This is a genomic window from Micromonospora sp. DT63 (assembly GCF_049841615.1).
In the GTDB taxonomy this organism is placed as follows: domain Bacteria; phylum Actinomycetota; class Actinomycetes; order Mycobacteriales; family Micromonosporaceae; genus Micromonospora.
In genome coordinates this window covers 286,434-306,202 of sequence record NZ_JBNCKQ010000003.1, presented here as the reverse complement: position 1 = coordinate 306,202, position 19,769 = coordinate 286,434, and the positions used below count along the sequence as shown (strand labels likewise).

Annotated in this window: 25 protein-coding genes; 19 read left to right on the top strand and 6 right to left on the bottom strand. The window is 68.5% G+C overall.

The genetic code is table 11. The features are described from left to right. Positions 1-166 precede the first annotated feature (166 nt). Genes ACLQ27_RS13755 through ACLQ27_RS13745 form a run of 3 tightly spaced genes read left to right on the top strand, consistent with a single transcriptional unit; the run spans position 167 to position 2,302 of the window. Positions 167-718 (top strand): phosphoribosyltransferase family protein, encoded by a 552-nt coding sequence (locus tag ACLQ27_RS13755; protein WP_357491539.1) that lies wholly within the window; start codon positions 167-169, stop codon positions 716-718. A 33-nt stretch (positions 719-751) separates the two neighbouring features. Continuing rightward, positions 752-1,813: a questin oxidase family protein gene (locus ACLQ27_RS13750; protein ID WP_425867032.1), complete on the top strand. Its 1,062-nt coding sequence runs from the start codon at positions 752-754 to the stop codon at positions 1,811-1,813. 57 nt (positions 1,814-1,870) lie between these two features. Continuing rightward, a complete protein-coding gene (locus tag ACLQ27_RS13745) occupies positions 1,871-2,302 on the top strand; it encodes an ASCH domain-containing protein (protein ID WP_357491543.1) in 432 nt (143 codons plus the stop codon). Between the two features lie 7 nt (positions 2,303-2,309). Here ACLQ27_RS13745 and ACLQ27_RS13740 read toward each other — a convergent pair whose 3' ends face one another. Next, positions 2,310-3,188, bottom strand: coding sequence for an LLM class flavin-dependent oxidoreductase (locus ACLQ27_RS13740; protein WP_357491545.1), 879 nt, complete (start codon positions 3,186-3,188; stop codon positions 2,310-2,312). Positions 3,189-3,236: 48 nt separating this feature from the next. Between ACLQ27_RS13740 and ACLQ27_RS13735 the strand changes: the two genes are divergently transcribed. The 3 genes from ACLQ27_RS13735 (at position 3,237) to ACLQ27_RS13725 (ending at position 5,212) form a co-directional block, all read left to right on the top strand. Next, positions 3,237-3,752 carry a GNAT family N-acetyltransferase gene (locus tag ACLQ27_RS13735; protein ID WP_425867029.1) on the top strand — a complete coding sequence of 172 codons (516 nt, stop codon included), beginning with the start codon at positions 3,237-3,239 and terminating at the stop codon, positions 3,750-3,752. Positions 3,753-3,828: 76 nt separating this feature from the next. Continuing rightward, the gene (locus tag ACLQ27_RS13730; RefSeq protein ID WP_357573668.1) at positions 3,829-4,533 is read left to right on the top strand and encodes a dihydrofolate reductase family protein; all 705 of its coding nucleotides are present in this window, start codon (positions 3,829-3,831) and stop codon (positions 4,531-4,533) included. Positions 4,534-4,567: 34 nt separating this feature from the next. Next, positions 4,568-5,212, top strand: coding sequence for a dihydrofolate reductase family protein (locus tag ACLQ27_RS13725; RefSeq protein WP_425867027.1), 645 nt, complete (start codon positions 4,568-4,570; stop codon positions 5,210-5,212). A 39-nt stretch (positions 5,213-5,251) separates the two neighbouring features. Here the strand turns inward: ACLQ27_RS13725 and ACLQ27_RS13720 are convergent, their stop codons facing one another. Beyond that, a complete protein-coding gene (locus ACLQ27_RS13720; RefSeq protein ID WP_234588941.1) occupies positions 5,252-5,617 on the bottom strand; it encodes a VOC family protein in 366 nt (121 codons plus the stop codon). 187 nt (positions 5,618-5,804) lie between these two features. Further along, on the bottom strand, positions 5,805-6,173 hold the full coding sequence (locus ACLQ27_RS13715) for a hypothetical protein (RefSeq protein WP_234588938.1): 369 nt from the start codon (positions 6,171-6,173) through the stop codon (positions 5,805-5,807). Positions 6,174-6,717: 544 nt separating this feature from the next. On the opposite strand from ACLQ27_RS13715, the gene ACLQ27_RS13710 reads away from it, so the two are divergent. The 3 genes from ACLQ27_RS13710 to ACLQ27_RS13700 all read left to right on the top strand — a co-directional run bounded on the left by ACLQ27_RS13710 (position 6,718) and on the right by ACLQ27_RS13700 (position 9,087). Continuing rightward, on the top strand, positions 6,718-7,101 hold the full coding sequence (locus ACLQ27_RS13710) for a hypothetical protein (RefSeq protein WP_357491553.1): 384 nt from the start codon (positions 6,718-6,720) through the stop codon (positions 7,099-7,101). Further along, positions 7,101-7,745, top strand: coding sequence for a hypothetical protein (locus ACLQ27_RS13705; RefSeq protein ID WP_357491555.1), 645 nt, complete (start codon positions 7,101-7,103; stop codon positions 7,743-7,745). Before ACLQ27_RS13710 ends, ACLQ27_RS13705 begins: the two co-directional genes overlap by 1 nt. A gap of 205 nt (positions 7,746-7,950) precedes the next feature. Continuing rightward, positions 7,951-9,087, top strand: coding sequence for a pentapeptide repeat-containing protein (locus ACLQ27_RS13700; protein ID WP_357491557.1), 1,137 nt, complete (start codon positions 7,951-7,953; stop codon positions 9,085-9,087). A gap of 18 nt (positions 9,088-9,105) precedes the next feature. On the opposite strand, the gene ACLQ27_RS13695 is transcribed toward ACLQ27_RS13700, so the two are convergent. The 3 genes from ACLQ27_RS13695 to ACLQ27_RS13685 all read right to left on the bottom strand — a co-directional run bounded on the left by ACLQ27_RS13695 (position 9,106) and on the right by ACLQ27_RS13685 (position 11,243). Then, entirely contained in the window at positions 9,106-9,495 is a 390-nt protein-coding gene (locus ACLQ27_RS13695; RefSeq protein ID WP_357491559.1) for a DUF4265 domain-containing protein, read from the bottom strand. A gap of 189 nt (positions 9,496-9,684) precedes the next feature. Beyond that, positions 9,685-10,380, bottom strand: a complete 696-nt coding sequence (locus tag ACLQ27_RS13690) for an HAD family hydrolase (protein ID WP_357491561.1) — start codon at positions 10,378-10,380, stop codon at positions 9,685-9,687. Beyond that, positions 10,377-11,243, bottom strand: a complete 867-nt coding sequence (locus tag ACLQ27_RS13685; RefSeq protein WP_357491563.1) for a GntR family transcriptional regulator — start codon at positions 11,241-11,243, stop codon at positions 10,377-10,379. Before ACLQ27_RS13685 ends, ACLQ27_RS13690 begins: the two co-directional genes overlap by 4 nt. Positions 11,244-11,374: 131 nt before the next feature. Between ACLQ27_RS13685 and ACLQ27_RS13680 the strand changes: the two genes are divergently transcribed. The 10 genes from ACLQ27_RS13680 to ACLQ27_RS13635 all read left to right on the top strand — a co-directional run bounded on the left by ACLQ27_RS13680 (position 11,375) and on the right by ACLQ27_RS13635 (position 19,699). Further along, positions 11,375-11,620 (top strand): DUF6284 family protein, encoded by a 246-nt coding sequence (locus tag ACLQ27_RS13680; protein ID WP_357491565.1) that lies wholly within the window; start codon positions 11,375-11,377, stop codon positions 11,618-11,620. After that, a complete protein-coding gene (locus ACLQ27_RS13675; protein WP_357491567.1) occupies positions 11,620-12,396 on the top strand; it encodes a DUF2637 domain-containing protein in 777 nt (258 codons plus the stop codon). The genes ACLQ27_RS13680 and ACLQ27_RS13675 overlap by 1 nt, the downstream gene beginning before the upstream one ends. 90 nt (positions 12,397-12,486) lie before the next feature. Next, positions 12,487-14,619, top strand: a complete 2,133-nt coding sequence (locus ACLQ27_RS13670; RefSeq protein ID WP_357491569.1) for a cell division protein FtsK — start codon at positions 12,487-12,489, stop codon at positions 14,617-14,619. Positions 14,620-14,793: 174 nt separating this feature from the next. Next, positions 14,794-15,027 carry a hypothetical protein gene (locus ACLQ27_RS13665; protein ID WP_357491571.1) on the top strand — a complete coding sequence of 78 codons (234 nt, stop codon included), beginning with the start codon at positions 14,794-14,796 and terminating at the stop codon, positions 15,025-15,027. Then, complete coding sequence (locus ACLQ27_RS13660; protein WP_357491573.1) at positions 15,027-15,374, top strand: hypothetical protein; 348 nt, start codon at positions 15,027-15,029, stop codon at positions 15,372-15,374. The genes ACLQ27_RS13665 and ACLQ27_RS13660 overlap by 1 nt, the downstream gene beginning before the upstream one ends. Then, positions 15,374-15,745, top strand: coding sequence for an RRQRL motif-containing zinc-binding protein (locus tag ACLQ27_RS13655; RefSeq protein WP_357491575.1), 372 nt, complete (start codon positions 15,374-15,376; stop codon positions 15,743-15,745). Before ACLQ27_RS13660 ends, ACLQ27_RS13655 begins: the two co-directional genes overlap by 1 nt. Further along, a complete protein-coding gene (locus ACLQ27_RS13650) occupies positions 15,742-16,911 on the top strand; it encodes a bifunctional DNA primase/polymerase (RefSeq protein WP_425867022.1) in 1,170 nt (389 codons plus the stop codon). Before ACLQ27_RS13655 ends, ACLQ27_RS13650 begins: the two co-directional genes overlap by 4 nt. After that, a complete protein-coding gene (locus ACLQ27_RS13645; RefSeq protein WP_357491579.1) occupies positions 16,908-18,008 on the top strand; it encodes an AAA family ATPase in 1,101 nt (366 codons plus the stop codon). The genes ACLQ27_RS13650 and ACLQ27_RS13645 overlap by 4 nt, the downstream gene beginning before the upstream one ends. A gap of 243 nt (positions 18,009-18,251) precedes the next feature. Continuing rightward, positions 18,252-18,509 (top strand): excisionase family DNA-binding protein, encoded by a 258-nt coding sequence (locus ACLQ27_RS13640; RefSeq protein ID WP_357491581.1) that lies wholly within the window; start codon positions 18,252-18,254, stop codon positions 18,507-18,509. Between the two features lie 2 nt (positions 18,510-18,511). After that, on the top strand, positions 18,512-19,699 hold the full coding sequence (locus tag ACLQ27_RS13635) for a tyrosine-type recombinase/integrase (protein ID WP_357491583.1): 1,188 nt from the start codon (positions 18,512-18,514) through the stop codon (positions 19,697-19,699). The last annotated feature ends 70 nt before the right edge of the window (positions 19,700-19,769 follow it).

The following is a 19,769-nucleotide window of genomic DNA, read 5'->3' as shown; positions in this document are numbered from 1 at the left end:
TGAACAAACCGGGTCGGACCGTAACGAGAGAAGCACTTCCGAAGTCAACGTGATCATGGTGGTATGCCGGTATTTGCCCTGGTACGTATAGCCGATCATCCGAGCCGGGGTGGGTCGACCGGCCCAGATGCGGACGCACCGCCCGGCCGTGCCGCACGATGGACGGATGCCCGCCGATCTGACCGCCCGCCTGGCTGCCCTGTTCCGCTGGATCGACCCCGGCCCGGGCGCCAGCCACCTGGTCAGCGACATCTCCGGCTGGTGGCGCGACCCCACAGTGCTGGCCGAGCTGGGACCGGCACTGGTGGCGCCGTACCGGGCCGCTCGGCCGACCGTGGTGCTCGCCCCGGCGGTCACCGGCCTGCTGCTCGGGCCACTGGCCGCCACCGCCCTCGGGGTCGGCTTCGTGGCCGCGCACAAGCCCGGCGACGGGAGGTTGCCAGCCGGCCCGCTCACCTGGGCGCAGAGCCCGCCGGACTACCGGGGCCGGCGCGTCGACCTGGCCGTCCGGGACCGGCACCTCGGCGCCGGCGACCGCGTTCTGGTGGTGGACGACTGGGTACGCACGGGCGCCCAGCTCCACGCCCTCTACGACATCTGCGCCAAGCGCGGTGCGCAGGTGCTCGGCACCGCGGTGGTGGCCGTCGACTGCCCGCCCGAGACCGCCACCGCACTGCGGATCACCGGCCTGATCGCCGCCACGGATCTGCCGGGTTGACCTGAAGTCCACTTCACCTTCGACGATCGACGCATGAGCGACGGAATTCTCGACGAGGCGTACGAGCGGCTGCACCGCACCGGACCCGAATACGAGGGCTGGCTCTCCAACCACGGCCCGATGGCAGTCGAGGCGCTGGCCCGGCACGGGCACGGGCAACGGGTGCACCGCTGGCTGGACGACTACCTCACCCGGCTCGACGAGCTGCCCCGCGGCCTGCGCCCGATCGACGACTGGCGGGCGGCGCTGGGCGACGCGAAGCGGGCCGGTGACTGGCTGGCGTACTTCGACCGGCACCTGCGCGAGCAGCCGTGGCGGGACGTGCTCGGCACCTGGTGGCCCCGACTGCTGCCGGGCATCGCCGCCGGCGCCACGCACGGGGTGATCCGGGTCGGGCACGCCGTAAACGCCCTGCACCTGCACGACGCGAACCCGCAGCGGCTCACCGAACTGGGTCAGGCCCTCGGCTACTGGGCGGCCCGCTGGCAGCCCGTGCCCGGCGCCGACCGGCTGCTCGCCTCGGTCCCGTCGACCACCCCCGAGACCCACCCGGACACCGCGGGACCGGACGTGGCCGCCGCGCTGGCCGGGGTGCCCCGGATCGACGACCAGACCGGGGGCATCCGGGATCGGCTGGGTCGGCTGGTGGGCGTACCCCGATGGAAACCGGCGCTCGCGGCGCTGCGCCCCGCGCGGACGCCGGCCGAGGCGGAGCGCGGGCTCGTCTCGCTCGTGCACCGCGCCGGCCTCGACTACCTGCGCTTCGCTCACGCGGAGCCGGTCATGCTGGTGCACGCGGTCACCGCGCCGACCGCCGTGCTGCGCACCCTGCCGGCACTGGACCGCGCGCTGTGGGCGCCGAGCCTCGCCGCGGCCTGGGCCGCGACGGCGGCCGTGACATCGGTGTACGCCCCGACCGCCGCGATCGCCCCGCCGTCGGTGACCGCCGCGACCCCGGCGGAGGTCTTCGCCCGTGCCGCCCGACACGGCGACGCGCATGTGGTCAAGCTCGCCGACGCGGTCCTCGACGCGCACGCGGCCAGCGGTGACCAGCGGCTGCTCGACGCCGCGGGCTACGCCGGGCAGCTGATCTGAGCGGCGCCGGACGAATTGCGGCGACGGCGCCGGCCGCGCTGGCCTAGCCTCGGCAGGATGTGGCCTCGGATCGGTGATCTGCGCACGCTCGCCCTCGGCACCCCCGGCGAGCTGCGGGCGACCCTGAACACCCTGGTGCTGGCCGGCGTGAAGACCGCGACGGCCGGCCGGCTCGCCGAGTACGCCGAGGAGGGCGAGGAGTTGGAGCAGGTCGGCGAACGGCTCGCGCTCGTCGACGACAACGATGCGCTGGCCGGCGTCGTCGAGATCACCGGGGTCGAGGTGGTGCGCTTCGGCGACGTGCCCTGGGAGTTCGCCCGCGCCGAGGGCGAGGGTGACCGCTCGATCGAGGAGTGGCGGGCCGGGCACTCGGCCTACTGGGCGCGGCTCGGCACCCCCGTCGACGACGACACCCCGATCGTCTGCCTACGCCTGCGCCTGGTCTCCGGCGGCGAGGGCGGCGTGGCCACCGGAGACCTCGGCACCTGAGCCGGCGCTATCCGCGCAGCTCGGGCAGGAGTCGGGTCGCCACGTCGGCCAGGACGGCCTCGTCGCCCGCGTACCAACTGCTCTCGCGTGGCCAGTGCGTCACCACGTCGGTGAAGCCCAACTCGGCGGCCCGGCCGACCTGATCGGCGAAGAACTGCGCACTGCTGAGCGAGAACACCGGGGCCGCGTCCATCGACAGGTAGCGGTCCAGCGTCGCGGGGTCGCGGCCGGCCTCGTCCAGCGTCCGGTCCATCCGGGCCGACAGCGCCGACACCGTGCCCCACCAGCCCTCCACATCGTCGGCCTCGGTGCCGGTGGTCACCCAACCCTGACCGAACCGGGCCACCAGCCGCATCGACCGTGGACCGTTAGCGGCCACCACGAACGGCACGCGGGGCTGCTGCACGCAGCCGGGGTTGTTGCGGGCGTCCACCGCGGAGAACCAGTCCCCACGCCAGGTGGTGCCGTCCTCCCGCAGGATCAGGTCGAGCAGTTCAGTGAACTCGGCGAACCTGTCGACGCGCTGGCGCGGCGGCAGCGTCTCGCCGCCCAGCACCGCCGAGTCGAAGCCGATGCCACCCGCGCCCAGGCCGAGCAGCAGCCGGCCACCCGAGACGTCGTCCACAGTGGTGATCTGCCGGGCGAAGGCGGCCGGGTGCCGGAAGTTCGGCGACGCCACGAGCGTGCCCAGCCGGATCCGGGACGTCACCGTGGCGGCGGCGGTCAGCGTCGTCATCGAGTCGAACCACGGACCGTCGACCAGGTCCCGCCAGCCCAGGTGGTCGTACGTCCAGGCGTGGTCGAAGCCCCACTCGTCGGCCTGCCGCCAGCGACGCTGCGACTGGACCCAACGCTGGTCCGGGAGGATCACGATGCCAATCCGCATGATCGCCAGCCTAGCCGCGTCCGATACACCTGCCTTAGCATCCCGGTGATGCGAAGGACGCCGACGGTGGTGCGACAGGCGACCCGGTCCGACGTGCCCGCGCTGGTGGAGTTGCGCCGGGCCAACGCCGAGGCGCACCTCGCGCTGGACCCCGACGTCTACCGGCTGCCGCAGCGCGAGGCGGTCGTCAGCCACTTCACCACAGTGCTGGGCGACCGGGCCGGCGGGGACGCCATCCTCGTCGCGGAACACGACGGACAGATCGTCGGGATGGTCGAGGTGCTGCGCCTTCCCGAGCCGCCCGCACACCAGATCCTGCGCCCGCAACCGTCGGCGCAGATCCACACGGTGGTGTCGAGCGCCGCCCGGGGACTCGGGATCGGCTCGGCGCTGCTCGACGCGGCGGCCCGGTGGGCGACCGAGAACGGAATCACGAGCCTGTCGGCAGGCATCCACCACCGCAACGACGGCGCGGTGCGCTTCTACAGTCGCCACGGCTACGCGCCCTCGGGCACCCTACTCAACAAGCCGTTGTGTGTCCCAGGTCACAATCCGGCACGGTAGGGGCGTCCTGATCGGCTCCGACCTCGTTGCGAGCAGGCACCCGATGGGCGCCGCCCGAGGAGAGGGACGAAGCGACATGACGAAGGTGACCGCACAACTGTCGGTGTCGGTGGACGGCTTCTACGCCGGCCCGCTGTTCGACGGCGACGGCGACTGGATCGACTCGGCCGAGAGCGCAGCCTTCTTCCGGGTCACCCGCTGGGCGACCGAGGCGATGGCGTGGCGCGAGCGGTTGGGCTTCGCCGGCGGCGAGCAGGACGCCAACTCCGACGTGATGGCCGAGACGTTCGACGCTGCCGGCGCGTACGTCATGGGCCGGCGGATGGCCGACGGCGGTGAGGTGCCCTGGGGCGAGGAGCCGCCGTTCCGCGCGCCGGTCTTCGTCGTCACGCACCGACCCCGCGAGACCCTGCTGCGCGGTGGCGGCACCAGCTTCACCTACGTCACCGACGGCGTGGCCAGCGCCGTCGAACAGGCCCGCGCAGTGGCCGGCGGCAAGAACGTCGCAGTGGCCGGAGGCGGCAGCCTGGTGCGGCAGGTGCTCAAGGCCGGCCTGCTCGACGAGTTGGAACTGCACGTCGTACCGGTGGTGCTCGGCACCGGCCTGCGGCTGTTCGACGCGGACCTCGACCTCGCCGACAAGGAGGCCATCGAGCTGACGCCCACCCGGGTCATCCCCACCCCGCAGGTCACCCACATCCGGTACGAGGTGAGCGGTCGCGCCCCGCTCGTGCTCGACGACCGGGGCCGCGGCGGCGGCCCGACGGCGACCGCGAACTGACCCGCGCCTTCATCAGCCTCACGAGGAGCTTTTCATGCCACAACTGTTGCGGGTGCAGTGCTTCAACGTCTCACGGGACGGGTTCGGCACCGGGGAGGGTCAGAGCCTGGAACGGCCCTTCGGTCACGCGGACCCCACCCCGCTGTTCTCCTGGCGTTCCGCCACCGCCAGCTTCGTGTACCGCACGGAGCCGGGCGGCACTCGCGGGCTGGACGACTACCTGACCCGCGACGCCGAGTGCAACATCGGCGCGGAGATCATGGGCCGCAACAAGTTCGGCCCCCAGCGTGGCCCCTGGGAGAATCACGAGTGGCAGGGCTGGTGGGGCGACAACCCGCCGTTCCACACGCCGGTCTTCGTGCTCACCCATCACGTACGGCCGTCGTTCAGCCTGTCCGACACCACGTTCCACTTCCTCGACGCCAGCCCCGCAGAGGCGCTGGCCCAGGCCAAGCAGGCGGCGGACGGTCGGGACGTACGCCTCGGCGGCGGGGTGGCCACCATCCGCGAGTTCCTCGACGCCGACCTGGTCGACACGATGCACATCGCCGTCGCGCCCGTCGACCTCGAGCGCGGCGAGCGCCTGTGGGAAAGCCCCGACGAGCTGCTCGACCGCTTCCACCTGGAGTCGGTGCCCAGCCCCAACGGAGTCACCCACCTCCTGTTCTGGAGACGATGACCCGCGTTGTTTCGGGGGCGGCGATGACCCCCAGCCGATCTACAGGCGGGACAGCACCAGCAGCCGGTTGCCGTCCGGGTCGGTGACCCGGGCGGACCGCTCGCCCCAGGGCTGGTCGACCGGCTCCTCGGTGACCGTCGCGCCGCCCGCGCGCAGAACGTGCACGGCCGCGTCGCAGTCGTCGGCGTACACGCACAGCTCCCAACGGCGCGACAGGGCAGGATCTCCGGCATGCGGGTCGGCGGCCAGGCCCAGCTCGCTGTTGCCCAACCGCAGGGCTACGAACTCCGGCTCACCGTCCTCGGGAAACCGGTAGGTCAGCTCGAACCCGAGCACGTCCCGGTAGAACCCGATCAGTCGCGGCAGGTCGGGCGTCGTCACGATGGGGAATGCCTCGGTGAACACGCGACCACCTCCTGCTCGGACCCTAACCGGTACAACAAGCCGGCCAATCCCCCAACCAACGGCTGCGCACCGCAGATCTTGGACAGTTTCCGTTCAGACAGAACGGAAACTGTCCAAGATCTGCGGGCTCGCACTGCCGCGCGCTTCCTGAGATCGCTCACGAGCGGGTGCGCGTCCTCGGCTCCCGCTACGTTCCGTAGGGCTTGGCGGAGGTCGCGACCCAGAACAGCAACACGATCGACGCGACAACGCCGGCGACCGCGATGAGAACGGTGACCAGGGCTGCGCGAGGCGAGTTGCGTCGGCGCAGTTCCCACGCCGCGGTCAGCTGGAACAGCAATGCGAACATCTCGAAAAAGGCGAGCCAGAGGAAGCCGAAGAGGCTCAGCATCCCCTCGGGGAGGTCGCGGCCCTCAGCCATCTGGATGCCGCCCCAGGCGGCGGCCACCCAACACGGCGCGGCCAGCCCGGCGAGCACGTACACCGCCCGGTAGGAGACAGGGCCGGAACCGTCGGGTGGCACAGCGGGCCAGCGGGGTGTCTGGGACGGGAGCATTCCCGGACGCTAACCGCGCAGCTCTGCCGGGAGAATCGGCCGACGGGGCCGGGGCTCCGCGTCGATGAGCCTTCGACTCAGCGCAGGCGGCCGGGCAGCACGCTCCTCGGCGCGGCCGGCCGCAGCAACGTCGAAGGCCCTGACCGGGACTCGCGTCCTGGTCAGGGCCTTGATCGTGGAGCGGGTGACGGGAATCGAACCCGCACTGTCAGCTTGGGAACCGTACAAGATCCCTCGACTGCGCGAAGGTGCGCAGGACAGCCTATCTACGGGTTCGACTGCAATTGGCCTGGAGTGACACCAGGTGTCCCGGCCTAATGGCCCGCCAATGGCCCAGCCCTTGCCCAGCTTAGACCGACAGCGCGCTGGCGGCTCTGCTGACGGAGTTCCGTGTACTGCGCCGCATCGCGCCCTCGCCTGTCCTTGATCCGACCCGCGACGCGCCGGGCACCGCCCCACCCGCCACCTAAAGTCAGTGCGAGGAAGCGCAGAGTCATCGCGCTCAACCGGCAGGAAGGCCGAATAGATGCTTGACCCTGAAGCCATGGCCATCGTCACAGGCGCGGCAGGCAACGTCGTTGCGTACATGTTAAACGGTGAGGTGGACACACTGCGAACATGGGCGAAACGCATCTTCCGACCTGCGAGCGGAAGCAGCGAAGCAACTCAGGTCGGCTCAATCGTACGCGACTGTGCCGCGCTTACTGAGGGCGCGTTGTCGGAGACGGAAACGAGAATCCGATGGAAAGCCATCCTTGAAACCTATCTCTCCGAACACCCGGAGGTTCGGCCGGAAATTGAGGCCTTAGCGTCCAGCGCACCCGCCAAGACGGACGGCATGTACGTAGGGACTCAGCGGAATGAGTCGGGTGGTGTATTTATCGGACGCGATAACCACGGCGATATTTCGCGCCCTGGGGGAATCTGATGTCGGCAACATCTGCGGATAACTGGCCGGGCCCTGGAGTGCAACGTAACGAGAAGAACGGTGTTTTCATCGGCCGAGACAACTACGGCCCAATTCACAATATCGACGATGCTACCCGTGAGGTTCTAAAGAAGCTTGCGGACGAAGCTCCAGCGCTGCACGAGATCCTGAGGAGGGCAATTAAGGAGGGTCTCGTGTCGCCGGACGTGGTGTACGCCCTGGAATTCGCGGCCCGCAGCATTAATGAGGATGTTGCTGTCATGCTTAACCGCGCAAGCCACAACATCAACGAGGATAACGCCACAACTTTTATGGCCGCCGCAAACAAGCTGGAACAACTCGCATCCCATGACTATGGTGATGGCCTGAACGGTGTCGCTCAACGAGTAGAGTCGCTCGTTCAGCGATTTGAAACGGTTTCAAGCTCACTGGACAACCGAGACCTTGAGAACTTGCCGGGCAACCTCGACAATGTTCTAACCAATTTCCGATACGAGGCTGACAGGATTGAGGGAGTAGTTACCCCTCCACCTGCGCAGATTGTCGTTAATTGGAGAGTTACTTGGCGAGCTTATCTCGTTGGGATTGCGACCGGGCTAGCCCTTGTCCTCGTTGGCTATATCGCCTATCGGACTAACCGCTAGTCGATGGAATCGAGGGCATTGCCGGGGACACAAGAGATTAGGTCGTCGGTGCTGTCCCCCTCGTCCTCCCAGTTCAATCCCTCTCGGGGGACAGCAGGGACACGGGGGACAGTGGGGACACGACTGCCGCGACCGGTAGCCTGATCGGGTGCTGTCTTCCTTCCTCCGATCAATCCGCGCCCAACTCCGGCGCATCGTCCGATCGGTGTTCTACGCCGACGAGCGACCGAGGCAGCTTGGTCGGTATTCGCCGAAGATGATGCGATTCTCGGTAACCCTCGCACTCGCCATCTCGGGTGCCGCACTTGCGGCTTATGCTGTATTTATTGCTCTTGCGTGGACACGCGGCGCAAACGTCCCACTGCTCCCGGTTCAGAAGAATCCGAAGCCGCTGACGTCATCGGATATATACGATCTAACCCGAAGTGCTGTAGCCGTTGCAGGTTTAGCCGCTGGTGTTTTCGCAGCTGTCTACGCCTACCGCAAGCAGAGGGTAGAAGAAGCTGCAAGTCGGCGAAGCGATGAGGAGCACTTTTCTTCAAGATATCAAGACGCCGCAGACCAGCTCGGCAGCGACAAAGCGGCGGTTAGGCTGGCGGGTGTGTATGCGCTTTCGAGGCTTGCAGATGATTGGCCGGAACAACGGCAAACCTGCATCAACGTCCTGTGCGCTTACTTTAGGATGTACAAGGAAGGTGACGATTTGCCGGCTGGAGAGAAGGAGGTAAGGGTTACCATTCTAGATGCGCTCCTTGACCGGCTCGATCCTACCGCTTCAAATTCTTGGCGCAATTATGACTATAGCCTCAAGGGTTCTTTTTTCGACTCCGACTTTTTTATGCCTGACGGCCCCGGTGAGGGTTTCATTGATCTCTCCGAGTCGACATTTTCTAAATGCCGCGTTTGGATACAGAATGACCATAAACATGATCTAAATGTTGTCGATTTCAGGGAGTCAATTTTCAAGGAGGCGCGAGTAGAAATAAGGGGTATCTACCCATGCGGTGACCTGAACTTCAACCGCGCGCGCCTCCAAAGCGGCAAGTTCAACTTCAGCAACCTTCGACTCGAAGGCGGGACACTGCGGTTTGAAGCGACGTCCTTCGAGGGAGCTGATGTGTTTTTCTCCGGCGCTGAATTTGCAAAAGGTACTGCGGATTTCACGAAAGCTGATTTTGCGGCTGGGCGCGTCGATTTCAGCCATGCCGACTTCAAAATCGGAGTGGTCGAGTTCGGGTATGCCTCTTATGGTGATGCGCGCTTGATTATGGAGGACGTGAAAGGCGATAAACCTCAGGGGCTACCCAAGGATTTGTGGAAGCCCAGGGAATCGGAATCCTAAATGTCGACTTACTTCTCGTCAGTCTACCTCAAAGATTCTGGCATTTTCACCGAGTAACGGGGCGATAGTTTCGTACGGATCATGGTCGACGGGGACGCTTACGCTCAAAAGATTAGGATACCCCCACTCGACTTCATAATTCATTGTTCGCAGTGCCTCGATAAGCTTTGAGCGCTCCTCCCTGTCGGGCCATGGGAGTTCGAAGAATATGCGCGTCGTCTTGCGGTTCCGTTCGACGACCTCTACAACTTCCAGATACGGCCAACGCACCTTTACCCTGACTATGTCACCAGCCGCCACGTGGGCATAGAAGCCGTTATTGCCCAACTCGTAGGTGTCGCGGCCAACTTTCTTTGCCCACATATTTTCGCCGGTCGGCCCGTCTTCGCCCGACAGTTCGAAGCGCACCTTCTCAGACTCTCCTAACGGAGCACTAAGAAGATCGCCATAGCGCCACCGATCCCATAGATAGTACTTGGCTGTTGAGCTCCATAGCCAAGATTTCCACCTGATCTGGTTGATTAGTTTCATTGTTCTCTCACGGGGTGTGCAACGGTCGGGACAATTTCGGGGCTATGCCCTACGAATGCCCGCAATTCAAGGGCAGTCGGGTGACACGGGGGACAATGCCTCGGCGATGTCCCCCATCGACGTGACCACGATATCGGCTGCTGTGAAGGCGCTGGCCTTCCACGCTCTGTTGGCGTAGCCGATTGCGACGACCCCGGCGGCGTGGGCTGCCTCGATATCGGAGAGCGAGTCCCCGACCAACACACAGGAGCCCGGCTCAGCCCCGAGGGTGCGCACAGCATCGAGCACCGGGCCGGGGTTCGGCTTCATCCGCCTCGGATCCGCGTACGCCCGGCCGATGATCGGCCTGACGTATGCGGCTAGACCATGGGCCATCAGGTAGGCCTCAATCGCCGTCGCCGAGTTGTTGCTCACCACGGCAACCGGCAAGCCTCGGGCGTTCGCACCGAGGATCACCTCACGCCCGAACGGTGTTGGCGCAGCGATGCCAGCGGCGTGCACCTCGGCTGCACATAGGGCTTCCTCAACCGCCATCGTCAGATCATGTGGGCAGGTCTCGCCAACCCACCGCAGTACGGCAAGAGGGTCGCCCTCGCTGCGTACCTCCGGCGGCATGGAGACGCCTTCAACGTCGAGTAGCGCGACCAGCTCGGCCGCGACACGCGGCGCGGGGTATCCCGCGAAGATCGAACAGACCGGCCCGTCGAAGTCCAGGAGCAACGGCCCGCCGCCCACCAGGTCGGACAGCGTCGGCGCGCTCACGACCGGTACTCGCGCGCGACGCTGTCCCACACTGAGTTGAACCAGAGGCGCGCAGACTCGACAAACTGCGTGCCGTGCGACGCCTCGTCTTCGTCGACGGCGTAGTGGAACAAGGTCGCATCCCTGCCCATAAGGTCGAAGATCTCGACCGGCTCTCGGCCGATCGTCACCTCACGCTTGACTGCCGGGTAGAAGCCGAAGAACGCCTCTCGCCCGTTCAGCATGTAGAGCTTGAAGGTCGGCGCGATGCTGTGCGTCCGCACGTCCACCGTCGCGGACTTTACGAGGCCGAGGTCGGCGAGTTCCTGCACCTGATCGATGATCCCGTCGGCGGCCCGCCGGGTGATGCGTTCTGCCCGCTTCCGGACAGCAGGATCGTCCGACCCGGTCGCAGCGAGGGCCGGTAGCGCCATTGGCACCGACATGTCAGAGATCAGCAGGCGGACGCTGATGGTCTCGGGAGCAGATCGACCGGCACGCACCATGTCGAGTGCCTCGGCGATTGCGTCCCGCAGCGTCTCACCCGAGAACCCGGCAAAGTCGATCGCCACGTGCTCGTGTTCGAACGCTGCCTCGATCAGGGGCCGAAGCTCGACCGGCCGCTGTGTCTGCGCACGGACGAATGCTCCGCTCCCCTGCCTAGTCACGATCAGGCGCTCGTTGCGCAGCACCTCAAGCGCGCGCTTGATCGTCTCGCGCGCGACGCCATACCGGTTCGCGAGTTCGGGTTGCGACGGCAACTTGTCACCGGGCGCGAGCTTCCGGGTCAAGATCGCGGCCCGGAGCATGTTCGCGATCTGCTGCGACGCCTGTCGAGGGTCGTCGGGATCAAGGTCACCCAGGAATTCAAGGTTCTCGGCCACGAATCGACACTACCTCTGACTAGCCAAGCCAGGAAAGTTCCCACGCGGAGCTTGACCTGACTAGCCAAGCCAGCCTACTGTCGAACGCATCGAGCCTGACTAGCCAGGCTCGTCAACTTCGGAGGTTGGTTGTGCGTAAGTACCCGCTCCAGGTCGACGAACCGACGCCGGCCGAGTTGGCCGCGATCGAGGCCGAGTGGCCGCTGATCGAGGCAGAGCTGTCCGTTCTGGACGCCGAGATCAGCTTGATTAACGCTGCCGCCCACGGCGGCCCGTCGCCGCTGGACTGGCGGCGGCTGCGTCGGGCCGAGGCCCGCGTGACCCGCGTCGCTGTCGCGCTGGCCGTGCGGCCCGCCGACCGGAAGGCGGTCGCCTGATGGCCCAGGACCTCAAGCGCCTCAAGCGCATCGGCTGGGGCGTTCGTTCGGTGTTCGCTCTCGGCATCGCGGCCTCGCTGGCTGGCAACGTGCTGCACGCCAGCGACAACGTGATCAGTCAGGCAATCGCCGCGTGGTCGCCCGTGGCGCTGCTGCTGGCGGTCGAGCTGATCTCTCGGATCCCGGCGCGGCGCGGTGCACTGTCAGCCGTCCGGCTGGGAGCTACGGCCGTCATCGCTGGCATCGCGGCGTGGGTGTCGTACTGGCACATGGTGGGCGTGGCCACCCGGTACGGCGAGGCCGACTCCTCGGCCTACCTGCTGCCGTTCAGCGTGGACGGCCTAATCGTGGTCGCGTCGATCAGCCTGGTCGAGATCGGCGGCCGGATCCGCACCCTAACCGAGACCGCGACCGAGGCCGCATCGGTCAGCGAGCCCGCCCCGGTCCCCGCCTACCTGACCGAGTCAAAGTCGGCCTACACCAACAAGGACATCGGGGAACCGGAGACGCCTGCCGCGCCGGTGCCCACGGTCGAAGTCGCTTCGGGTTCGGCGGTCAAGAAGACGCCGGTCAAGCGGGTCACACCGCGCCCGGTGTCGGCCGAGAAGGTCGCCAAGGCCGCCGCCAAGATGCCCGACGCGCCGGTCTCGCAGATCGCCGCCAAGGCCGGTGTCTCGGTCTCGACCGCGCGACGTCATCTCGCCGCTCTGCGCACCACCGATGCGTCACCATCTGCCCCGCTTCCTGCGGAAACGCCCGCCCTCATCGCCGCATAGCTTCGCCCGGTGACGCGGCCACCCGCCGCCAAGCAAGCGCCGCGTCACCGGCCCGCCATCAGTCACTAGACCTCAGGAGAGACCCCCATCATGACTGCTCCCAACCCCAACCCCGACAAGTTCGACTGGACGGCCGCCGAGAACGACGTCGCCGAGGTGGTCGACCTGAACGCCGAGCGCACCCGCCGGACCGCCGACGCGGGCACGCACTTCGAGGTGAACCTGGACGAGACCCCGCAGCGCGGTGGGATGCCCGTCGAGTTGCCTCCGGTGGACGCGTCCGGCAAGCGGCCGATCGTGCCGGCCAACTGGTCGACGTGGCCGAACATCCGACACAGCCTCGCGCAGGCCGCCGCCCTGACCGGCTACCGCGCCGGGTTCCACGCCGTCCGCGCACCCTGGTACGCCACCCTCGCCACGTTCTGGGCCGGGGTAGGCACGTTCCGGCTGATCGGCCGGCAGCTCAAGTGGTGGTGGGTGTCGGAGCAGTACGGGCTGCGGCAGGCCGCCGCCGACGCCAACGACCCGGCCATGTGGCTCAAGCTGCACCGCGAGGTCAAGGCCACCCGCATGTGGCGCGGCATCGTGCTCGCCGCCGAGGCCGTCGCGGTGTGCGTCGGCGGCCCGGTGCTCTACGCCGTCGCCCCGGTGTGGGCGCTGGTGCTCGCCGCTTGCCTCCTGGTCGCGTTCCTGGCGCACATCGGCCGTCCCGAGGACCGGCGCATCATCACCCCGGCCACCGTCTCGGGCCGCTTCCGCCGGGTGAACCCGGACATCATCCTGCGGGCCTACTATGCCGCTGGTCTCGGGCACCCGGACAAGGCGCACCAGCAGATCGGGTTCGGCTCGACCATGGCCCGTGACGCCTCGGGCACCGGTTCTCAGGTGTCGATCGACCTGCCGTACGGCAAGACGTTCGACGACGCGGTCAAGGCACGCGGCGCGATCGCCTCGGGCCTGGACGTCGCGGTTTCGCAGGTGTTCATCACCCGCGATCCCAGCTCGCACCGACGGCACACGCTGTGGGTCGCCGACCGCGACCCGCTCGCCCAGGGTGCGGGCCGGACGCCGCTGCTGCGCTGCAAGCCCACCGACATCTGGCAGCCTGCCCCGTTCGGGCTGGACGAGCGCGGCAACAAGGTCGCCGTTGACCTGATGTGGAACAGCATCCTGATCGGCGCGCAACCGAGGCAGGGCAAGACGTTCGCTGCTCGCTCGCTGGCCCTGTACGCCGCGCTGGACCCGTACGTGAAGCTGACGGTCCTGGACGGCGGCGGCAAGCCGGACTGGCGCAAGTTCGCGCTGGTCGCCGACCGGTACGCGTTCGGTATGGCGATGACCCGCGACGGCGACCCCGCCGAGATCGCGCTCGAAGCGCTGCGCGAGATCAAAGCCGACGTGCAGGACCGGTACGAGCGGTTGTCCAAGCTGCCGGTCGACATCTGCCCCGAGGGCAAGCTGACCCGCGAGATCGCCCGTGACCCGAAGTACCGGATGCCGGTGCGGCTGGTGGTCCTGGATGAGTTTCAGGAGTACTTCGACCTCGGCGACATCAGCAAGGAGATCGCGTCCCTGCTCGTCTACCTGGTCAAGGTTGCCCCGGCGGCCGGTGTCGGGTTCGTCGACGCGACCCAGCGCCCCTCGGGTGTGGGCGGCGGGCAGGTTGCCACGCAGTTCATCAGCTTCCGGGACAACCACCAGGTCAGGTTCTCCCTGCGTACCGGCTCGTGGAACGTCTCCGACCTGGTCCTCGGCGCGGGGGCGAACTCCGAGGGCTACGACTCGTCGACGCTGCTGCCCAGCTACAAGGGCGTCGGCATCCTGCGCGGCGCGTCGGACGCCACCCCGACGGTTCGCACGTACCTCGCCGACGCGGACGACGCGGAGAAGATCCTGATCGCCGCCCGGAAGCTGCGCGAGGCAGCCGGCACGCTCTCTGGCATGGCGGCTGGGGAGGACGTCGCCCGCGAGATCCGCGATGTGCTCGCCGACGTTCGCAGCGTGATCGAGCGCGGCGAGACCGGCGCGCAGTGGGAAGAGATCGCGGCCCGCCTCGCCGACCGGCTCCCCGAGGCGTACGCGGACGTGACCGCCGAATCGATCTCGGCTCAGGTCCGCTCGTTCGGTGTACGCAGCGTAGACGTCAAGCGTTCCGGCAAGGCCCTCAAGGGAGCCAAGGCCGACGACATCGACGCCGCGATCACCCGCCGCAAGGCCGCATAGCCGGTCGCGGCCCGCCCGCGACCGGTCGCGTCACCGCGACTTAACCCGCGACCGGCCTGGTCAGCGCAGACATTGACCGGTCGCGGGTTGCGTCGCCAGCCCTTCACGCCCAAGAACGCCCTCTGGAGGCTCACTGTGTCTGCCCTCGCCGCGACCGCGACCCCCGGAACCACCGTGATCGGAGTACTGATCCTCGCCGCCGCGATCGCCACGCTCTGTTACGCCCTCGGCTGCTGGCTCTGGCCGTTCGGAGCCTGCCGCAAGTGCTCCGGCACCGGCACGCGACGCTCCCCGTTCGGCCGCGCGTTCGGCCTCTGCCGCCGCTGCCACGGCGACGGACGCCGCCTGCGCGTCGGCCGCCGGATCATCAACAGCCTGCGCGAGTTGCACGGCAAGGGCACGCGCTGATGGCCGCCCGGACCATGGCCCGGTTCACCCGGACCGAGACGCCACACACCAACTGGTGCACCCGCGATCACCGGTGCGGGGTGGCCCTGCACCAGGCCCCGGACATCATCGCCGACGGGCCGCTCGGCGGCCGGGCCGTCATCACCCGCGTCCGCGCTGCCGACGTCGACTACGCCGAGATCCGCATCCGCGTCCCGCTCAGCCGAACCGAGGACACCGCCCGGCGGCAACTCGGCCTTGTGCTGCACCTGTGCCGCGAGTTGCTGGCCGCTGTCGCCGCGATCCGGCCCGCCGCCTTGCGAGGCCGGGCCACCGACCGGCCGGCGCTTGACCGGAGGGCCGGCTGATGTCGCGGATCCGGGCCGCCTACTGGGATCCCGACGCCGAGCGGCACGACGTCCCGACATTCTGGTGGCAGGGTGCGCCGGACGGCTACGCCACCCGCAGGCAGCTCCGGGCGCGCGGCCTGCGGCCGGGCGGTCAGCCGGTCGCCGCGCAGATCCTCTGGCGGGGCGTCGGCGGCACCCGGACCGCGTACCTGTACCGGCTCGACCTCGCCCGGCCCAAGCGCACCGCCACCCCGGCACAGCGGCGCGGGATCTCGGCCGCGCTGCGCGCCCGCCGCATCTGCCCGGCCTGCGGCGAGCTGCGCGACTACTACATCCCGCGCTCTCTCGGCGAATGCCTGGACTGCCACGACGAGCGGCCGGGCCGATGACCGGCGGGCACTGGATCGGCGCGAGCAAGGCCCTCGATCGCCTCGTGCCCGCCGATCTGCCCTACCCGCACATCTGCGACCGCACCGTCGCCGCCGAAGACACCGTGTCCGGTCAGCCGTTGCAGGTCGCCCGGTGGGAGAAGACCCGCTACTGCGCCGCCTGCGCCGACGAGAACTACCAGCGCGAACACCCGTCCGCACCCGACATCAGGAGGCCGAAACCGATGCCCGACAACGAATCCCTACGCGACGTGGCTCTCGCCGCCGCCGCGCGTGGCTGGCACGTCTTCCCCCTGCGTCCAAACGACAAGCGGCCCGCGTTTCCCGACCACCCCGCCGACGCCTGCACCGGCCGGGACCCGCGCTGCCGCAACGGGCACACCGGCTGGGAGGCCCGCGCCACCATCGACCCCGACAGGATCCGGCGCGGTTGGGCCAGCACGCCGTACGGAGTCGGCATCGCCTGCGGCCCATCCGGTTTGCTCGTCGTCGACCTGGACGTGCGCAAGCCCGACCAGGTCGCGCCCACCAGGTTCGCGGGCTACCTGGACGGGTGGCCCGTACTCGCCGACCTGTGCGCCGACGCCGGACAGCCGGTCCCCACCGACACGCACACCGTGACCACCGGCGGAGGTGGTGCGCACCTCTACTTCCGGCACCCGGCCACCGGTCCGGCCCTGCGCAACACGGCCGGGGAGCGCGGCAACGGCCTCGGTTGGCTGGTCGACACCCGCGCCCACGGCGGCTACGTCGTTGCGGCCGGAAGCACCGTCGCGGGCCGCCCCTACGCCGTCGCCCGTGACCTGCCGGTCGCTGATCTACCAGGCTGGCTCGCCGAACGCCTCGCCCCCGCGCCGCTGCCGCCGCAACGCCCGGTGGCCGTCGACCTGCCGTCCGGCCGGGCCGGCGCCTACCTGGACGCCGCGATCGGCCGGCAGCTCGACCACCTGCGGCACGCGGCCGAGGGCGAGCGTAACCACACGCTCTACGTGTCCGCGGTCGCCCTCGGCCAGCTTGCCGCCGGGGGAGCGCTGTCCGTCGACCAGGCCGCCGCGCCGCTGGAGCAGACCGCACTGTCGATCGGCCTCAGCCGGTTCGAGACGCTACGCACGATCCGCTCTGGCCTCGCCGCCGGTGCCCGTCGCCCCCGGACGGTGGCCGCATGAGCGCCATGCCCGCCGACCGCCCGCACCTGCACGTCGCCGGACCGGACGACGCCGCCGAGGTGCTGTCGCCAGAGGCGAAGCGGCCCGCCTGGATCCGCACGTCGTGGACCGCCGCCGACATCATGGCAATGGAGTTCGCCCCGCCGAAGTGGGCTGTGCCCGGTGTGCTGTCCGAGGGCGTGAACCTGCTCTGCGGCCCGCCCAAGGTCGGCAAGTCGTGGATGTCGCTCGGCCTCGGCCTCGACGTCGCCCTCGGCGGCAAGGCGTTCGGCGCGATCCCGGTCGAGCCCGGCCCCGTGCTGTACCTCGCCCTGGAAGACACCGCCCGCCGCCTGCAAAACCGGCTCGGCAAGGTCCTCGGCCAGCGCAAGGCCCCGGCAGGACTCACCCTCGCCACCGAGTGCCCGCCGCTGCCGCAGGGTGGCGACCAGGCCATCGCCGCGTGGCTCGACCGCAACCCGAACGCCCGCATGGTCATCATCGACGTGTTCGCCAAGCTGCGCGGCCACTCCGCCCCCGGCGCGTCCGCCTACGATGCCGACTACGCCGCTGTCGGCCGGGCAAAGAAGGTCGCCGACGACTACGGCGTCGCGTTCGTCCTGGTCCACCACGTACGCAAGGCCGGATCCGACGACTTCCTCACCGAGGTCTCAGGGACCAACGGACTCGCCGGAGCCGCTGACGCCACCCTCGTACTCAAGCGGGCGCGTAACCAGGGCGACGGCGTGCTGCACGTCACCGGCCGCGACGTCGACGAGAACGAGTACGCCCTCACATTCGACCCCGCCGCCGGTGCCTGGCAGATGCTCGACGGCCCGGCCGAGGATCACCAGATCGGCGAGACCCGCGCGACGATCCTGCGGTTCCTGCGGTCCGCCCCCGGCAGTACCCCCAAGGTCATCGCCGACGGAGTCGGTCTCGCCTACGACAACGTCAAGCGGACCTGTCAGCGGATGCTCGCCGACGGGCAACTCGCCGCCGACACCGGCGGCCGGTACCGAGTCCCTGGTGTCTCCCCTGTCCCCGGTGTCCCCCAACCTGCCCTGAGCAGCGAAAACAAGGGGGACACCTCGGGGACAGCCGGACTCTGGCCGTGACCCTGCCGAACACGCTGAAACAGGGGCGTAGAGGGCTGTTTCAGCACAGACCTATACGAAGACACCAGGACGCACGAGATCTTGGCTCAGCGTGGCTCTCAGCGGGCCGCCGTACGGCTTCCTGCCAACGCGGCCCGCCGCCCCTCACCGAACCGCCCCTACCACCAGAGATGCCGCTACCGGCGCTCTCAACGCCTTGCCGAACCACCCCCGATAGGCCGCACTGCCCGGAAAGGACACCCGATGGCTAAGCGGATCACCCAGAACGCGCCGGTTCTGAAGCTGCCCGCCGAGTTGCTGACCATCGATGAAGCCGCAAGCCGCATCGGCATGAGCGTGCGCTACGTACGCCGCGCCGTTGCCGAGCGACAGATCGCGTTCCATCGCCTCGGCCGATCGATCCGGATCGACCCCGCCGACCTGGCCGCGTTCGTCCACGCCGGACGAGTCGAGCCCATGACCGCAGAGACCATTTGGCGCGGATTGAGGAGTGTCGCCTGATCATGGCAAACCAAGAGGGACACCGCCGATTCGGCAACATCCGCAAGCGCGAGTCCGGCCGCTACCAGGCTCGCTACCCCGGCCCGGACGGGCGGATGCGCTCCGCTCCGCAGACGTTCGCTCGCAAGTCCGAGGCCGAGAAGTACCTGTCGCTGGTCGAGGCTCAGATGATGCGGGGCGAGTGGATCGACCCTGAGCGCGGCAAGATCCGGCTACGCGACTACGCCGAGCGGTGGATCGCCGAGCGGCCGAACCTGCGGCCCCGGACCGTGCACCTGTACCGGTGGACCCTCGGCAGGCACATCACGCCGCACCTCGGCGACATGCCGCTCAACCGGATCGACACGCCCATGGTCCGCGAGTGGCGGGCACTGCTGCTGGCCGAGGGCGTGTCGGTGACCATGGCCGCCAAGGCATACCGGCTGCTACGCGCGGTCCTGATGACCGCCGTCAAGGAGGACGAACTAATCAGGGTCAACCCGTGCCGGATCGTCGGTGCCGACCAGGAGAAGGCAGCAGAACGGCCGGTCCTCACCGTCCCGCAGCTCTTCGAGCTGGCCGAGCGGATGCCGGAGCGCTTCCGGGCGCTGATCCTGGTCACGACGTTCGGATGCCTGCGGTGGGGCGAGGCGGTCGCCCTGCAACGCTGCGACGTCGACCTGTCGGCCGGCACGGTGCGCGTGCGACAGGCGTTCGTCGAGCACCGGGGAACCGGCCTGATTCTCGGCCCGCCCAAGTCGCGGGCAGGTGTGCGAACCGTCGCACTACCCAAGGCGGCACTACCTGTGCTGAAACAGCACATGGCCAGCCACGTCGGCGAGGCACCCGAGGCGTTCGTGTTCACCGGCGAGAGCGGCCGGAACCTCTGGCGCGGCAACTTCAACAAGCTGGTCAAGTGGCCCGAGGCGGTAGCGGCGATCGGCGCGGCCGGGCTGCACTTCCACGACCTGCGGCACACCGGCAACACACTCGCGTCGCGGGCACCAGGGGCTAGCCTGCGCGACATCATGGCGCGGATGGGGCACGACAGTCCGCGTGCCGCGCTGATCTACCAGCACGCCAATCGGGAGGCCGACCAGGGCATCGCCGACGCGATCGACAAGGCGGTCAAGGCGGCCCGGCGCAAGCCGAGCAAGCGCAAGGTCAAGCGGGTTGTCGAGGGCGACGGACCGGCCGCCGAGGCGAGCTAATGGCCCGCTAATGGCCCATCCCTGTTTCAGCATGACCTAGAACCACGGAAGCCCTGACGGGACATCGGTC

Excerpts from the sequence above, each read along its gene's own strand:
- ACLQ27_RS13755 (WP_357491539.1), top strand. The coding sequence starts at position 167 with ATGCCCGCCGATCTGACCGCCCGCCTGGCTGCCCTGTTCCGCTGGATC.
- ACLQ27_RS13750 (WP_425867032.1), top strand. The coding sequence starts at position 752 with ATGAGCGACGGAATTCTCGACGAGGCGTACGAGCGGCTGCACCGCACC.
- ACLQ27_RS13745 (WP_357491543.1), top strand. The coding sequence starts at position 1,871 with ATGTGGCCTCGGATCGGTGATCTGCGCACGCTCGCCCTCGGCACCCCC.
- ACLQ27_RS13740 (WP_357491545.1), bottom strand. The coding sequence starts at position 3,188 with ATGCGGATTGGCATCGTGATCCTCCCGGACCAGCGTTGGGTCCAGTCG.
- ACLQ27_RS13735 (WP_425867029.1), top strand. The coding sequence starts at position 3,237 with ATGCGAAGGACGCCGACGGTGGTGCGACAGGCGACCCGGTCCGACGTG.
- ACLQ27_RS13730 (WP_357573668.1), top strand. The coding sequence starts at position 3,829 with ATGACGAAGGTGACCGCACAACTGTCGGTGTCGGTGGACGGCTTCTAC.
- ACLQ27_RS13725 (WP_425867027.1), top strand. The coding sequence starts at position 4,568 with ATGCCACAACTGTTGCGGGTGCAGTGCTTCAACGTCTCACGGGACGGG.
- ACLQ27_RS13715 (WP_234588938.1), bottom strand. The coding sequence starts at position 6,173 with ATGCTCCCGTCCCAGACACCCCGCTGGCCCGCTGTGCCACCCGACGGT.
- ACLQ27_RS13710 (WP_357491553.1), top strand. The coding sequence starts at position 6,718 with ATGGCCATCGTCACAGGCGCGGCAGGCAACGTCGTTGCGTACATGTTA.
- ACLQ27_RS13705 (WP_357491555.1), top strand. The coding sequence starts at position 7,101 with ATGTCGGCAACATCTGCGGATAACTGGCCGGGCCCTGGAGTGCAACGT.
- ACLQ27_RS13675 (WP_357491567.1), top strand. The coding sequence starts at position 11,620 with ATGGCCCAGGACCTCAAGCGCCTCAAGCGCATCGGCTGGGGCGTTCGT.
- ACLQ27_RS13670 (WP_357491569.1), top strand. The coding sequence starts at position 12,487 with ATGACTGCTCCCAACCCCAACCCCGACAAGTTCGACTGGACGGCCGCC.
- ACLQ27_RS13660 (WP_357491573.1), top strand. The coding sequence starts at position 15,027 with ATGGCCGCCCGGACCATGGCCCGGTTCACCCGGACCGAGACGCCACAC.
- ACLQ27_RS13655 (WP_357491575.1), top strand. The coding sequence starts at position 15,374 with ATGTCGCGGATCCGGGCCGCCTACTGGGATCCCGACGCCGAGCGGCAC.
- ACLQ27_RS13650 (WP_425867022.1), top strand. The coding sequence starts at position 15,742 with ATGACCGGCGGGCACTGGATCGGCGCGAGCAAGGCCCTCGATCGCCTC.
- ACLQ27_RS13645 (WP_357491579.1), top strand. The coding sequence starts at position 16,908 with ATGAGCGCCATGCCCGCCGACCGCCCGCACCTGCACGTCGCCGGACCG.
- ACLQ27_RS13640 (WP_357491581.1), top strand. The coding sequence starts at position 18,252 with ATGGCTAAGCGGATCACCCAGAACGCGCCGGTTCTGAAGCTGCCCGCC.
- ACLQ27_RS13635 (WP_357491583.1), top strand. The coding sequence starts at position 18,512 with ATGGCAAACCAAGAGGGACACCGCCGATTCGGCAACATCCGCAAGCGC.